The 14,300-nt window shown below is 28.4% G+C and carries 17 protein-coding genes; 7 read left to right on the forward strand and 10 right to left on the reverse strand.

The window, feature by feature from the left end:
* The 8 genes from GBG18_RS05815 to GBG18_RS05850 form a co-directional block, all read right to left on the reverse strand.
* On the reverse strand, nt 1-1,634 hold a 1,634-nt coding region (locus GBG18_RS05815), incomplete at its 3' end, for an enoyl-CoA hydratase-related protein (protein WP_152189255.1).
* 22 nt (nt 1,635-1,656) lie between these two features.
* Nucleotides 1,657-2,655, reverse strand: coding sequence for a hydrogenase expression/formation protein HypE (gene hypE / locus GBG18_RS05820; protein WP_152189257.1), 999 nt, complete (start codon nt 2,653-2,655; stop codon nt 1,657-1,659).
* 44 nt (nt 2,656-2,699) lie between these two features.
* Nucleotides 2,700-3,548: an NAD(P)-dependent oxidoreductase gene (locus GBG18_RS05825; RefSeq protein WP_152189259.1), complete on the reverse strand. Its 849-nt coding sequence runs from the start codon at nt 3,546-3,548 to the stop codon at nt 2,700-2,702.
* A gap of 22 nt (nt 3,549-3,570) precedes the next feature.
* Nucleotides 3,571-4,674, reverse strand: a complete 1,104-nt coding sequence (locus tag GBG18_RS05830) for an AAA family ATPase (protein WP_152189261.1) — start codon at nt 4,672-4,674, stop codon at nt 3,571-3,573.
* A 91-nt stretch (nt 4,675-4,765) separates the two neighbouring features.
* Complete coding sequence (hypD, locus tag GBG18_RS05835; protein ID WP_152189263.1) at nt 4,766-5,911, reverse strand: hydrogenase formation protein HypD; 1,146 nt, start codon at nt 5,909-5,911, stop codon at nt 4,766-4,768.
* A gap of 3 nt (nt 5,912-5,914) precedes the next feature.
* Nucleotides 5,915-6,199 (reverse strand): HypC/HybG/HupF family hydrogenase formation chaperone, encoded by a 285-nt coding sequence (locus GBG18_RS05840; RefSeq protein ID WP_152189265.1) that lies wholly within the window; start codon nt 6,197-6,199, stop codon nt 5,915-5,917.
* A gap of 4 nt (nt 6,200-6,203) precedes the next feature.
* Nucleotides 6,204-7,001, reverse strand: a complete 798-nt coding sequence (gene hypB, locus GBG18_RS05845; protein WP_152189267.1) for a hydrogenase nickel incorporation protein HypB — start codon at nt 6,999-7,001, stop codon at nt 6,204-6,206.
* A gap of 14 nt (nt 7,002-7,015) precedes the next feature.
* Entirely contained in the window at nt 7,016-7,657 is a 642-nt protein-coding gene (locus tag GBG18_RS05850) for a hypothetical protein (RefSeq protein WP_152189269.1), read from the reverse strand.
* Nucleotides 7,658-7,754: 97 nt separating this feature from the next.
* Here GBG18_RS05850 and GBG18_RS05855 point away from each other — a divergent pair, with 97 nt between their 5' ends.
* From GBG18_RS05855 to GBG18_RS05865, 3 genes are all read left to right on the forward strand, one after another.
* The gene (locus tag GBG18_RS05855; protein WP_152189271.1) at nt 7,755-8,387 is read left to right on the forward strand and encodes a hypothetical protein; all 633 of its coding nucleotides are present in this window, start codon (nt 7,755-7,757) and stop codon (nt 8,385-8,387) included.
* A 111-nt stretch (nt 8,388-8,498) separates the two neighbouring features.
* Nucleotides 8,499-9,089 carry a peptide-methionine (S)-S-oxide reductase MsrA gene (gene msrA / locus GBG18_RS05860; protein ID WP_152189273.1) on the forward strand — a complete coding sequence of 197 codons (591 nt, stop codon included), beginning with the start codon at nt 8,499-8,501 and terminating at the stop codon, nt 9,087-9,089.
* A 42-nt stretch (nt 9,090-9,131) separates the two neighbouring features.
* A complete protein-coding gene (locus GBG18_RS05865; RefSeq protein WP_152189275.1) occupies nt 9,132-10,271 on the forward strand; it encodes an MFS transporter in 1,140 nt (379 codons plus the stop codon).
* Nucleotides 10,272-10,288: 17 nt separating this feature from the next.
* Here the strand turns inward: GBG18_RS05865 and GBG18_RS05870 are convergent, their stop codons facing one another.
* Together GBG18_RS05870 and GBG18_RS05875 are read right to left on the reverse strand one after the other, a co-directional pair.
* A complete protein-coding gene (locus GBG18_RS05870; protein WP_152189276.1) occupies nt 10,289-10,630 on the reverse strand; it encodes a DsrE family protein in 342 nt (113 codons plus the stop codon).
* Between the two features lie 21 nt (nt 10,631-10,651).
* On the reverse strand, nt 10,652-12,067 hold the full coding sequence (locus GBG18_RS05875; protein WP_152189278.1) for a chloride channel protein: 1,416 nt from the start codon (nt 12,065-12,067) through the stop codon (nt 10,652-10,654).
* Nucleotides 12,068-12,226: 159 nt separating this feature from the next.
* Between GBG18_RS05875 and GBG18_RS05880 the strand changes: the two genes are divergently transcribed.
* From GBG18_RS05880 to GBG18_RS05895, 4 genes are all read left to right on the forward strand, one after another.
* Complete coding sequence (locus GBG18_RS05880; RefSeq protein ID WP_152189280.1) at nt 12,227-12,424, forward strand: YgaP family membrane protein; 198 nt, start codon at nt 12,227-12,229, stop codon at nt 12,422-12,424.
* Nucleotides 12,425-12,611: 187 nt separating this feature from the next.
* A complete protein-coding gene (locus GBG18_RS05885; RefSeq protein ID WP_152189282.1) occupies nt 12,612-12,908 on the forward strand; it encodes a DUF3817 domain-containing protein in 297 nt (98 codons plus the stop codon).
* A gap of 2 nt (nt 12,909-12,910) precedes the next feature.
* Nucleotides 12,911-13,384: a DUF420 domain-containing protein gene (locus GBG18_RS05890; protein WP_152189284.1), complete on the forward strand. Its 474-nt coding sequence runs from the start codon at nt 12,911-12,913 to the stop codon at nt 13,382-13,384.
* A 77-nt stretch (nt 13,385-13,461) separates the two neighbouring features.
* Entirely contained in the window at nt 13,462-14,298 is an 837-nt protein-coding gene (locus GBG18_RS05895; protein ID WP_152189286.1) for an SDR family oxidoreductase, read from the forward strand.
* The last annotated feature ends 2 nt before the right edge of the window (nt 14,299-14,300 follow it).

The raw sequence follows: 14,300 nt of genomic DNA on the forward strand, positions 1-14,300 counted from the left end.
AATCTTTTTGGGGTACTAAGAGGTTTAGTTTTATGTACAAAGTTAAATCTAAGTTTATGAAAAGAACTATTCTTATCCCAAAACTCATCATACATAATTTTCAGTTCTTCATTTTTACAATTTTCCATTACTTCATAATTTTCAAATAGAAAATCTTTTTTCTTATCTATCAATTCTTCATATTTTTCTTCATCTTCATATAAAGTTTTTGTAAAAGCATCAAGTTTTAAATCATAATTTGAAAAATCAAATACCTCATCAATCATATTTATCTTTAAAGCTTGGGTTGAGTTTATAGGTAGGCATTTTTCTAATAGTTCTTTTGCTTTAAGTTCTCCTACTCTTTTTGGAAGTGTAAAGGTATGATATTCACTGCCACTAAGACCTAGAGTTTTATAATGAGGATTAAAAACTACATCTTCACATGCAAGAGCATAATCACAAGCTAGACCTAAAAAAACTCCACCTGCTCCAGAGTTTTTACAAAAAGATGCAATAGTTAAAATTTCATCACAATTAATCACAGCTTGAACAGCTTCATTCATTGCATTTATATTACTCCAACCATCTTCTCCTTGCTTTTTACTATCTTCTAAAATATTTAAATGTATTCCATTACAAAAGAAGTCATCTCCTCCACATAAAACTAAAACTTTACAAGTCTCTTTTAAATACTCTATTGCGTACTTAAGTTTTATACACTGTGCAGATGTCATTGCTCCATTGTGAAAATTAAAGAAAAGATACGCTACCTCATCTTTTCTATTTACACGAAGTTCATAAAAGGTATTTATTTCTTCTTCTAATACAAGAGCTATTCTTTTTTCCTGTATACCTTTTATCTTCTCTTTTAGTACATATGTTGCAGGAAGTTTAAAAGAGTTCTCTTCTCTTATTTGAGATATCCATATTGAACCATCACATGTTCCTATACATATAGCTCCATCTCTTTTTGCTATTACCTCTTTGGGTTTACCTTTTAGTGTATCTTCTATATATGCACTATATAAATAACATTTACTTCCTAATAGCTCATCTTTAACACCAGGATAGGAATCAGACATATTTATCTTTCTTAAAATCTCTTTATTTGTATCTTTATCCCAATTTATTTTTCTATTCTCTTGTGTTAGTTTTGTATGTATAGGATTTAGTATTTGTTTTCTAGGAATAAAATCTTCATTCTTATAGTTAGTCAAAAATTCATCTAAGGCTTTTAGTGTTGCTTTATTTACTTCGTTTCTATATATAGATGCTTTTGAGGTATTTCTCATAGTAAAATTACTACTAGCATATATATCTCCACCATCAAGTTCTTCATTTGCTTGAAGTATTACAACTCCCCATTGCTTTACTTCATTATTTATAGCATTATCTAAAGATTGCGGTCCTCTATCTCCTATTGGTCCTGGATGAAGAATAAATGTAGGCGTGTTTATATATATATCTTTACTTATATACTCTTTTAAATAAGGACAAAAGATTAAATCAGGATTTATTTCTTCTACTGCTTGTTTAGTCAACTCTTCTGATATTGCAAACTTTATATATACACTATAGTTTAACTCTACTAGTTTACAATATACACTTTGAGATAAGTTATTAAAAGATGAGATAAGAAGTAGTATTTTCATATATATACTTGAGTGTTTCTATCTAACAAATTCTTGGTAATAACTCACCAGTTGGTGTATCTAAAAATCTTTTTGTTCCCCATGGTGAATATAGTATTACTTTTTGTTCATACTGTTGTGTTACTTTTCCTATAACACTTGCATTTTGTGCCTCTTCAAAAGTATGTAGTACCTCTATAGCTTTTTGGGCATCCTCTTTTGGAATTGCTAAAACAAAAGTACCCTCATTTGCTAGACTCATAGCTTCAAACCCTAGCATCTCACAAATACCTTTTACTTCATCACATATAGGTATTTTATCTTCTTCTACTTCTATACATATATTTGATTGTTTTGCCCATTCATTTAACACAGCACTTACTCCACCTCTTGTAGCATCTCTTAAAGCTGTAATTTTAATACCTGCATTTATTAAAGCTTCAACTTGAGGATATAAAGAAGTACAATCACTTTTTAAAGATGTTTCTAAATCCATTCCCTCACGTGCTGCAAAAATCGTAGCTCCATGTGCTCCTATATCACGACTAACTAAAATCAAGTCATCTTCTGTGATATTATTTGAGCTAATACCTTTATATTGTATCTCTCCAATTCCTGTAGTATTTATAAATATCTTATCAACACTACCTTTTGGCACTACTTTTGTATCACCACTTACAACAATAGCACCATTTTTTGCTAACTCTTCTTTCATACTACGTACTATTTTTTCTAAGCTTCTTATTTCAAAGCCCTCTTCTATTATCACTGAACATGTTAAGTACTTAGGTTTTGCACCCATCATGCTCAAATCATTACAAGTTCCACAAATAGCAAGTTTTCCAATATCAGCTCCATTAAAAAAAAGTGGGCTTACTGTAAAGGAATCAGTTGAAAAAGCTAATTCTCCATTATGAATAACAGCAGCATCTTCGCTTTTTACTAAGATATCATTTTTAAAAGCTTTATAAAAAACTTTTGATATAAGTTCATTGTTTTCAGCACCACCATTTCCATGTGCTAGTGTTATTGTTTTACTCATTTGTTTTCCTAGTATTAAAATATTTGGATTGTGTGTTCTATTTTTTACTCATAAAATTTACAAATAGCTTGAGTTCCTAAATCCCCATCACCATTTTTTTCTAAAGTTTCATACATCTCTAAAACATCTTTTAGTACTTTTAGTTGTGGTGCTTCATCTGAGGCTATTTTTAAATCTTTTACAATATGTTTTATATAAAAACCAGCTTTAAAATCTCTTTCTATCATTTTAGGTGCATTATTACTCATGTGCCAACTTGAAGCTGCGCCATTACTAATACTTTTTAACATGGTATCAATATTTAAATCTTTATCTTTTCCATAAGCAATAGCTTCACTAATTCCTGCCATTATTCCAGCAATTGCAATTTGGTTTGCCATTTTAGTATGTTGTCCACTTCCTGATTTACCTTCATAAATCACAGTTGTACCCAAGCTATCAAAAATATCTTTACAAGAATTAAAATCCTCTTCATCTCCACCTACCATAATAGATAAAGTTCCATTTTTTGCACCAATATCTCCACCTGAAACAGGAGCATCTAAAAACTTCAATCCTTTTTCTTTTGCTTTGTTATATATATCAATGATTAAGTTTGGAGTTGTTGTTGTCATATCTATTAAATAAGTTCCACTTTTAGCGCTATGTAAAATTGCATCTTTTGATAAATATACATCTTCTACATCTTTTGGATATGCTACGATTGTTATAACTACATCTTTATCTTTTACACAAGATTTAATATCTTTAGAAAATACTGCTCCCTCTTTTAATATATCTTGAATCTTATCTTTATCTCTTGCATAAACATCTACTTCAAACCCTTTTTTAATTAGATTTAAAATCATTGATTTTCCCATAACTCCAGCGCCTATAAAACCTATCTTTTTCATACTCTTTCCTTATTCTTTAAATCTATATATTATTTGAAAAGCTTTTTTGTAACCAAAGCTCAAGTGTTCTATCTGGTATATATATAACATCACCATTTTTATCACAAATCTCTTTTTCATATAATGCTTTTATAGCTGACTGTAGTGTTTGTTTTTTGATATTAAATTCATTTAATACTTCTTGCGTATATATTTTACTTTTATATTTTGATAAGATTTTCAGTGCTATCTTTTGATTATTGTTTAACATATCGTATATTAGTCTAAAGCTTGAATCTTTTGAATTTATTATTTGAAGTAAGACTTCATCTATATACTCTTTTGTTATCTGCTCATCTTTTTTTTCTAACCATAAAATATGACAGATATTTTGTAATAGTTTTGTTTCACTATCTGTACGTTCATATATATAAGTCATTAGCTCTTTATCAATGTTTATATACTGCTTTGTATAAGCATATACATCATCTAAAGATAAGGCTTGTAACTCTTTGTGTGTTGCCATTTCATATAATGGAGCTTTATACTCAAATAGTGAAGTTAAAAGATGTCTTTTAGAACCTAAAAATATCCAAGAAATATCACTGCCTTTTTGTATCTCTTTTCTTAAAAATGCATCTAATTTAACATCATTTATTGAAGATATTTGTTGAAACTCATCTATTGCAAATATAATCTTTTTTTCTTTTTGTAACTCTTCTAAAGCTCTAAAAAAATCTTCCATCATCTCTTCAAAAGTAAGAGTACTAACTACTGGTTTTAAAGAAAACTTTGAACTATTTGGATCAAATGATGGTTCTACTCTAACACGCTTGAATATATCGCTAAATTTTTTGAACATATCTTTAAAATCATTTTGTTCTACATTCGATATAGCTTTTAATAATAACTTTGCAAAATCCTCTTTAGAAGTAATATCAAAAATATCACAATATATACAAATATACTCTTCTTCTACTCTTCTAAAAAGTTCTTGGATAAGAGTGCTTTTACCCATTCTTCTTTTTGAATGAATAAGTATATTATTTGATGTTTTAAAGAACTTCTTTATCTCTTCTATCTCTTTATCTCTTCCATAAAAAGTAGAACTATTTGCTATGGTTTCATAAGGAAATGGTGATTTCATCGCTTTTACCTTTGGTATCTATTTTTTAATACTTTTAGTATATTAACATTGATGATGTTAATTACATATTAAAAGTATTTTATTTTAAATACTAAATTAAATTTCCATACTTATAATATGCCGCACAAGCCCCCTCACTACTCACCATACAAGAACCTACTGGTTTTGTTGGTTTACAAGCAGTTCCAAAGATTGTACAATCTGGTGGAGAAGCAATTCCTCTTAAGATATCCCCACAAATACAAAGTTTATGGTCTTCTTTTTCTTCTAATGGTAATACTTCTTTATATATTACTTTTGCATTATATTTAGAAAACTCTGATTTAAGTTCTAATCCACTTTCAGGAATATTCCCTAAACCTCTCCATTTAAACATCTCTTTTGTAAAATACTTAGACATTAAATCCTGAGCTTTAATATTTCCATCATATGAAACTAGTCTTTTATATTCAATCTCTAATTCACATCTATTTTCAACAAATTGTTTTACTATCATTGAAATTGCTTGCATAACATCAACTGGTTCAAAACCTGCAACTACTACTGGTTTTTTATAATGTTTTGGAAACTCTTCATATATTTTACTTCCACTTATAACACTTACATGAGAAGGTCCTAAGAAAGCATCAATTTTGTGATTGTATGAATCCACATGTTCATCTCTACTATCTATTAACTCTCTCATTACTTCGGGAACTGTTACATGGTTTATATGTAAACAGATATTTTTAATATCTTGTTTTATAATAGTTTGCAAAAGTGCTGCTGTCATTGGAGTTGTTGTTTCAAAACCAATAGCAAAAAATACTACTCTTTTATCTGGATTTTCATTTGCTATTTTAATACAATCCATTGGAGAGTATACAAATCTTACATCAGCACCTTTTGCACGTGCATCTTGCAGTGATGCTTTACTTCCTGGTACTTTTATCATATCTCCTAAAGTTACAAGTATTACATTTTCTTGCATACTTAAGATATAAGCATTATCAATTCTCTCTTTTGGCATAATACAAACAGGACAACCAGGACCATGAATAAACTTAATATTTGAAGGAAGAAGTTGTGGTATTCCATACTTCATAATAGTATGAGTATGTCCACCACATACTTCCATAATATTTATATCTCGTCCTAATTTTAAAGCATCTTCTTTTATAATTTGGGCATAAGCTTTTATAGTCTTTGCATCTCTAAAACCATCATATAAATCTTTTAATTCTAATTCATTCTTCATAATCTAGCCATTACTTGGACAGTTATCAGATTCTTTTATAGCAGCTAATCTATCATTTTCTTCCATTTTGTCTATGATTTCTTGGTAGACTTTTAAAGATTCTAGGGCATCATATTCATCTATTTTATTCATTGCAAAACCTATATGAATAAGTACATAATCTCCTACAACTACATCTTGGTCTATTAAGTCCAAAGATGCTCCACGCTCAACTCCCATAGTATCAACTATACAAGTATTCATTTCTTCATCTATGCTTTTAATTTTTGAGGGTATTGATAAACACATATTCTTATCTCAACTTTCTTTTAAATTCTATCCAGTCAATAACTCTTTGTAAAGAATCAATATCATTAATATTTACTTCTAAAATATCCACGTTTGGTTTTAGTTTTCTAGCTTCTGTTTTCTCTTTTTCAACATCATAATCAAAATAAGGAAGTAAATCTGTTTTTGTAATAAGTATTAAATCAGCAGTTCTAAACATAACTGGATATTTTATAATTTTATCTTCACCCTCAGGTACACTTACTAGTACAATATTTAAATGAGTTCCTACATCATAAGAAGCTGGACATACTAAATTTCCTACATTTTCTACAAAACATACATCTAATTCATCTAAAGCAATATCATGTAAACCTTTATGAACCATAAAAGCATCCAAATGACATGCGCTTCCTGTTTGAATCTGTACAGCTTCAATTCCTTTGCTCTTAAGTCTATCAGCGTCTCTTGATGTTTCTAAATCACCCTCAACTACTGCAAATTTAAAATCAACCATATCAGCCATATTTTCAAGTAAAGTAGTTTTTCCACTTCCTGGACTAGACATAAGATTAATACCTAATACTCCATGATTATCAAAATGTGCCCTATTATGAGAAGCTTCATGGTCATTTTTATCTAAAATCTTTTTGATAACAGAGATTGTTTTTTTATCATTTAACTGTGGGTTATGATGAAGTGTCTCATGTGCAGCTTGATGACTTGCACTTTCATTTCCATGTGAATGCTCGTGTGAGTGTTCATGGTCATGAGAATGTCCGTGGTCGTGGTCTGTTATACTACATCCGCAATCTTTACACATATTTTAATCCTTTTTTATCCAAGAAGTATATTTGTTCCAACTACTACTGATATAATACCAGCTGTTGTAAATACTCTTCTTATATTTTGTTTTGAGTTTAATAGATTTTTATTTATATATAATATACAAACACCAAAACCTAAGAAAATCACCATTACTCCAAGAGTAAAACTAAGTACTAAAGTAAAATCAACACTTGCACTTTGAACTAATCCTAAAGTTACAAGCATACCTCTTACACCACCTATTCCCATAAGTGTTCCTATTGTAAAAGCTGAAGCAACATCTTTATTTGAGTGAGAATGTTCACGCCCAAAATAGATATGAATATGCTCTACACCATCATGTATATGTTTATTTAAGTTTATTCTATTTGTAAATACTAAAAATAGTAAATATATACCCATTCCTAAAATAACTGATGCTGATAGTACATCACCATAAGCTAAGATTTCTGCAGATATAGTATATGTTTCTAATATCTTTGCAAAAATAAATAGCGATATACCATGCCCAAATGCAAACATTGTTGTAATAAGCATAGTTTTTCTTTTATTTTTACCAATAGAAAAATCAGCAATTGCAGTCAAGTGATCTGGACCAAATGCATGAAGTATTCCATACCAAAAAATCAATAATAAACCTATAGATTCCATATTATCCACCTTGTGAATGAGTATTCAATTTTAGTCAGTATATATAAAAAGTATAAAGTTAAACTAATTTTTATTTACTCTTATGTATATTTAGAACATGAAATGTCAAAATTGTAACAATACAACTTTTTATAAACTACAAAATGAGTATATAAAGTGCAAAAAGTGTGCAAAAAAATACTCATTAAAAAAGATACAAAAAGAGCAAGAAATAAGAAATACTTTCATTCAAAACCTTACAGCTTTAGAAAGCTCAAAGAGTTTAAAAGTAAACTATAGAACAATAAAAGATAGATATGATGAATACAGATATAAAATAGCCCTATTTTTAGAAGAAGAATATAATAAAAGTATAAAAGATAATAGTGAATATGAAGAGTACTATTACTTTAATCAAAGGCAAAAAAACAAAAAGAAAAAATCTCTTTACAAAGCTATAAATATTATGGGTTTTTACTCAAATGAAAAAGTATATACACTTCTCATGCCAAAACTAATACAAAAAACACTAGATGAAAATGATAGTTTCGAAAAATACCTAAAATGGCATAAACTTCACTCAAAACAATCACACCAAACAAAACTATATGAGTTTTGGATATCACTAGAAGAGAACTTGAAAAAGTATAAGGGTGTGAAAGAAGAGCATTTTTTTTATTATTTAAAAGAGGCTGAGTTTAGGTTTAATTATACTAAAGAGGAACAAAGTGAGATTTTAGAAAAGATATAAGATATGAAAAAAGTATTAAACTTTGTGTCAAAATTTAAGGGGTCATTCTATTTTAAATAAACACTCTCTACACACAATTGATATATAATAAAACAATCAAAAGGATAAAACATGAACAAATATATTGTAATAGTAGCTGTTGGATTATTAGCTTTTATCTCTACAAATTTTAGCAAAGAGATTGTAGTACCAAAAAATAAAAATATCGATTATACAAATACTAAAAAAGCTTATTTTGCAGGTGGTTGTTTTTGGGGTGTGGAATACTTACTTGAAAAGCAAAAAGGTGTAAAAGATGTAATTAGTGGATATATGGGTGGAACTGTAGAAAACCCTAACTATTATGGCGTAATAAAAGGTGATACAGGTCATGTTGAAACTGTAGAAGTTATTTATAATCCTGAAGAAATATCATATGAAAGTTTAACAAAACTATTTTTTGAAATTCATGACCCAACTCAAAAGGATGGGCAAGGACCAGATATTGGTAGTCAATACTTATCTGTAATCTTTTATGGAAATGAAGAAGAGAAAAAAACAAGTGAAAAACTAATAGATATTCTTAGAATTAAAGGTTACGATGTGGCGACTACACTTAAACCTCATAGTCCTTTTTATGCAGCTGAAGGGTATCATCAAAACTATTACTTAAGAACAGGCAAAACTCCATACTGCCACGTTTATAAAAAAATCTTTGACTAGATTTAGTCAAAGATTTAAACAACACTTCTATATACTTCGCAAATGAATAATATTAAAAAACTTACAATCTTTACACTTTTACTTCTTGCAATGACTACTAGTATGTCAAACGTAGCAATAGTAACAGCTTTACCTCATCTAAAAGATCATTTTACAAATGTATCAAATATTGAATTTTACTCACGGCTTATGCTTACACTTCCTTCTTTTGTTATTGCTTTACTTGCTCCTATTTTAGGACACATTATATTTAAATATGGAAAAAAGAAATCAGTTATTATCGCACTTATAGTTTTTTCTATTTCAGGAAGTGCTGGTTTATATTTACAAACACTTGAAATGCTTCTTTTCTCACGAGCTATTTTTGGTATTGCAGTTGCTACACTTATGATTGTATCAACTTCACTTATTGGGGATTATTTTAAGCTTGAGCATAGACATAAGTTTATGGGATATCAAAGTGCTTTTATGGCTTTAGGTGGAGTTGTATTTGTAGTTGGTGGAGGAGTTTTATCTGATATTAACTGGCGTTACTCTTTTAGTATTTATTTAATTGGTTTTATTCTTCTTCCTTTTGTAATAACTCAAATTAAAGAAGTGATTGTAACAGAAGATAGTAGTGAGGAAATAGAAGTAGATTCTAATATGTACTTTATTTATTTTCTTGCATTTTTTTATATGATAATCTTTTTTATTCTTCCAACTCAAATACCTTTTTTACTTATTGAGAAATTTAAAGCTAGTGGAAGTTTTGCAGGTACGATTATAGCAATTGCCTTTGCTTTTAATGCGCTTGGTGCTATAACATTTTCAAAGATTAAAAATAGATATTCTTATTCCACTATATACTTAATTGGACTTTTTATAATAGCTATTGGCTTTGCAGGAGTTGGACTAATAAAAGAAACATATCTATTTTTTATAACTAGTCCACTTTTAGGTTTTGGTGGTGGTATTATGATGACAAATATAACTGCTTGGATGTTAAGTAAGACTAGTATTAAAAAAAGAGTTAAAACATCAGGGTATTTTACTTCAGCTATTTTCTTAGGTCAGTTTAGTTCACCTATAGTATTTCATCCTCTTGTTTCTTTTTTAGGAGTTCAAAGCTTCTTCTTTACTATAGGTATTTCTTTATTCGTTATTATAGTTTTTTCATTGCTTTATATAAAAATAAAATAGAAGTATCTTCTTCTATTTTATACACTTATAATACTATTACCCTCTTTTACCCATGAACTTAAAAGCTCACCTGTAAAATAAAGTTGTAAATCACAAGATTCCATAGCATCAACAACATCTAGATTTTGTGCACACTTTTTACATGCAATTACTTCTACACCATCTTTTACCATCTGTCTTATTTTTTCTTGCAGTTCTTCATCTTCACTAATTAGCTTTTGAGATGCACCCCAAATAAGAATAGTTACATTTTCCATCCATCCTAATAGTTTTGCATTATGTGCATATAGACATATCATGTTCATTGCAGTTTCTTTATTATCACTTGTCCATAAAATCTTAGCTGTATTATTTTCCATTAGAATTTCCTTTTAGATTTATTATACATTAGAATCCTCTTCTTTTTCTTTATCTTTATGAACTCTTCTATGGGCTATTTTATTTTTAGATCTAAGTCTTTGTTTTAAATCTTTAAACTTTTGTTTATCTTGTTCTCTTACATTTATAGATGAGTGATCTATATCTTCTCCCATACTAATATCTAGCATTTCACTTTTTTTCATATTTAATATTTGTGATGGGAAAACACTTCTATGTCCTGTTATTAAAAAGGTAATTACAACAGATACAGCAGCATAAGGAGCAATCTCTAAACCAAATAACTCTACAGCCATAATAATAGCTGCAATTGGTGCATTTGTTGCACCTGCTAGTAAACTAACAAATCCAATCGCAGAAAAGAAAGCTATATGATCTCCCATTAAAGTACCAAATAAATTACCACTAGTAGCCCCCACAAAAAATAGAGGTGTTAAAACTCCTCCACTTCCACCAGCTCCTAAAGTAACAGAAGTAAATATAGTTTTTAAAAGAAATGCATACCAAGGAATATCTGAGGAAAGACTTTGATCTGAAAAGAAACTATCATTAACCATATCTAATCCTAAACCAAAATAAGCATCTCCAAAAATAAAAGATAAAGCAACTAAAAAAGCTCCTCCTAAAAAAGCTTTTAAATAAACATTCATCTTTATTGACTTAATTGATAATTCTGATCTTTTTAAAAAGGTGATAAAAAAGTCTGCAATAATTCCAAAAAATATTCCAGCAAGTACTACTTGTCCAATAAGAGTGATATCTAAAGGAATAGCTTGTGAAAATCTCATATCAAAATATGTATAGTTTAAACCTAAAAACTGGGCAGTTGTAAAAGCTGCAAATCCAGCTATAAAAGATGGAAGTAAAACATCATACATAATAATTCCAACAATTAAAACCTCAACTCCAAAGATAGCACCTGAAATTGGTGTTCCAAATACAGCAGCAAAACCTGCTGAAATCCCACAAATCACTATCTTTTTTCTATGCTCTTTTGAAAATCTAAATAAATCTGCAATAAAAGATGCAGCTCCAGCACCTATTTGTGCAGCTGGACCTTCTTTTCCTACAGATCCACCTGCAAAAATAGTAATTACTGTAGCTATTAATTTTACAGGCATTACCAAAATATCAATTTTTCCATGTTTTTTATGAATTGCTTCAATTACTTTTTCAGTACCATGACCCTTTGCATTTGGTGCAAAGGTTTTAGTAAGCCAAACTGTAAATACCAAGGCAAAAGGAAGTAAATAATAATATTTAAAGCCAAGTAAGTCTCTTGAGTCTTCTGCATACTCTAGAATATTTACAAAAAAGGTTACTATAGCACCTATTGTTATTCCTATAACTGTTGATATTATAAGCCATTTACTAACTGAAAAGAAGATTATTGATTGTTCGAGAAAGTGTTTTTTCATGAATTTACTTTTAAAGTTTTAGATTAATTATTATAGTATATAAGAACTTAAGTTTTAAGAAAAGTATGAATAAATAATAAACAGTCTTAAAGTTTAAATGGAGTGTAAGTTTCATAAGATATAATTATAAAAATAAACTTTATATAATAAGGAAAACTTATGAATTTTTTTGAAAAAATGAGAGCTTTTTGTAGACCATTTAGAATTGTATTAGGTATTGTATTAATTGCTGTTGGATTCTTTACTAGTAATCCATGGTTTTATTTAGGTGTTATTCCTTTAATTGCAGGAATTGCTAATTTCTGTCCAGCTTGTATTATTTCAAAACAGTGTGACTTAGATAAAAAAGAAGATTAATTCTTCTTTTTTAAAAAAAATAAGTTTTAGCCATATCTGCTAGTATATACAATACTAACAAGGCTAAAACAATCTTACTTGTATCCATATTAACTCTTTTATTACAATTATATCATTTAAAGCAAAATATTTATTCAATCATTAAGTATATTTTCATATAATCAAGACTTTAATTAAAAGGAATAAAATGTTAAAAACAGCATTTGGAAGATTTAGACTTATTTCAATAATAGAAGGTCTTTCATATTTATTATTAGTTTTTGTAGCAATGCCTATAAAATATTTAGGAGATAACCCTTATCCTGTAAAAATCGTAGGAATGGGTCATGGTGTATTATTTATACTGTTTTGTATGGCTTTATTTCATGTAATGAGTAAATGCAAATGGGATAAAGGTCTTGGCTTTCAATTATTTGTATATTCATTAATTCCATTTGGTTTTATTATTATTGAAAATGCAATAAAAAAACAGAATAAAGACTAAATATGTTATTTGAACCCGGTTTTTTAGGAACATCTGCACCATTTTATATGGATTTTATAACGATTTTTTTCACAGTTTTTCCTTTATTAATGGGGTTTAGTGTATTTTTAGCAATAAAAAGAAAATATAAACATCATTTTATCTCTCAAGCAGTTCTTTTAGCTGTAACTTCAATCATAATTATAATCTTTGAAATTGGTCTTAGAATTTCTGGGGGATTTACTGAGTATGCAAAGGGAAGTGATATTTCATATAACTTTATGCTTGTTTTTCTAACTATTCATATAGTTATTGCTGTTATATCTTTAATGGCTTGGATTTATTTATTCTTCTCTTCTTTTAAAGCTTACAAAGCAAACAACATAAATACTATTATAAACTCAAATCATAAACAAATTGGAGAATTAGTATTCTTTGGACTATCTATTAGCTCACTAATGGGAGTATGTATTTACCTATTTTTATTTTTATTCTAAATAAAAACTTGATTCTTTACAATTTTTAAATCTATATTTTTTGATATTATAAATCATAATAAAAGATAGGTTTAAAAATGAATTCAAAAAAAGTAGTTTTAATAAGCGGTGCTAGTGCTGGAATGGGACGAGAAACTGCTATTTTTTTAGAAAAGAATGGTTTTATTGTTTATGCAGGATCAAGAACTCCTGAGAAACTAAATGATATCAAGAATACAAACTTAATCCCAATAAACCTAGATATAACAAAACAATCAAATATTAAAACAGCAATAGAGCAAATAAAAAAAGAACATACAAGTGTTGATATTTTAATAAATAACGCTGGATATGGTTTGGTATCAACTATTGAAGATTTTAATGAAGATGAAATGTTTAATCAATTTAATATAAATGTATTTGGACTTCTTAGATTAACAAAAGAAATTATACCTCTTATGAGAAAACAAAATAGTGGTATTATTATAAATATTTCCTCTTTTCTAGGAAAGATTGGTCTTCCACTACTAACTTTATACAACTCAAGTAAATATGCAGTTGAAGGAGTTACTGATTCATTAAGATATGAATTAGCTCCTTTTAATATAAGAGTTCACTCAATCATGCCAGGCTTTTTTAATACACAATTTGCAAAAGAAAACTTAGTAACAAATCTGAATACTTTTGATGAACACTCACCTTATAAAAAAATGGTATCAAATTTAGCACCTATGATAGTTGAACAAATAAACAAAGGAAATGACCCAAAAGAAGTAGCTTTAATGATCTTAGAAATTATAGAAAATAAAAACTTTAAAGCAAGGGCTACTATTGGAGAAAAGGCAAAGAAGTTTTTACCTATGAAAAAAGAGTTAAGTGATGAAGACTTTGAAAGACGGGTTAAAGAGTATTACCAAATAGATAACTTAGGTTAAGC

Origin of the sequence: Poseidonibacter ostreae (assembly GCF_009208075.1) — a bacterium.
Lineage (GTDB): Bacteria > Campylobacterota > Campylobacteria > Campylobacterales > Arcobacteraceae > Poseidonibacter > Poseidonibacter ostreae.

Bases quoted from the DNA above. Each gene is read 5' to 3' on its own strand.
- GBG18_RS05865 (WP_152189275.1), top strand. From the start codon at position 9,132: ATGAATAATATTAAAAAACTTACAATCTTTACACTTTTACTTCTTGCA.
- GBG18_RS05875 (WP_152189278.1), bottom strand. From the start codon at position 12,067: ATGAAAAAACACTTTCTCGAACAATCAATAATCTTCTTTTCAGTTAGT.
- GBG18_RS05880 (WP_152189280.1), top strand. From the start codon at position 12,227: ATGAATTTTTTTGAAAAAATGAGAGCTTTTTGTAGACCATTTAGAATT.
- hypD (WP_152189263.1), bottom strand. From the start codon at position 5,911: ATGAAGAATGAATTAGAATTAAAAGATTTATATGATGGTTTTAGAGAT.
- GBG18_RS05850 (WP_152189269.1), bottom strand. From the start codon at position 7,657: ATGGAATCTATAGGTTTATTATTGATTTTTTGGTATGGAATACTTCAT.
- GBG18_RS05830 (WP_152189261.1), bottom strand. From the start codon at position 4,674: ATGAAATCACCATTTCCTTATGAAACCATAGCAAATAGTTCTACTTTT.
- hypB (WP_152189267.1), bottom strand. From the start codon at position 7,001: ATGTGTAAAGATTGCGGATGTAGTATAACAGACCACGACCACGGACAT.
- GBG18_RS05885 (WP_152189282.1), top strand. From the start codon at position 12,612: ATGTTAAAAACAGCATTTGGAAGATTTAGACTTATTTCAATAATAGAA.
- hypE (WP_152189257.1), bottom strand. From the start codon at position 2,655: ATGAGTAAAACAATAACACTAGCACATGGAAATGGTGGTGCTGAAAAC.
- GBG18_RS05895 (WP_152189286.1), top strand. From the start codon at position 13,462: ATGAATTCAAAAAAAGTAGTTTTAATAAGCGGTGCTAGTGCTGGAATG.
- GBG18_RS05825 (WP_152189259.1), bottom strand. From the start codon at position 3,548: ATGAAAAAGATAGGTTTTATAGGCGCTGGAGTTATGGGAAAATCAATG.
- GBG18_RS05855 (WP_152189271.1), top strand. From the start codon at position 7,755: ATGAAATGTCAAAATTGTAACAATACAACTTTTTATAAACTACAAAAT.
- GBG18_RS05890 (WP_152189284.1), top strand. From the start codon at position 12,911: ATGTTATTTGAACCCGGTTTTTTAGGAACATCTGCACCATTTTATATG.
- GBG18_RS05870 (WP_152189276.1), bottom strand. From the start codon at position 10,630: ATGGAAAATAATACAGCTAAGATTTTATGGACAAGTGATAATAAAGAA.
- msrA (WP_152189273.1), top strand. From the start codon at position 8,499: ATGAACAAATATATTGTAATAGTAGCTGTTGGATTATTAGCTTTTATC.
- GBG18_RS05840 (WP_152189265.1), bottom strand. From the start codon at position 6,199: ATGTGTTTATCAATACCCTCAAAAATTAAAAGCATAGATGAAGAAATG.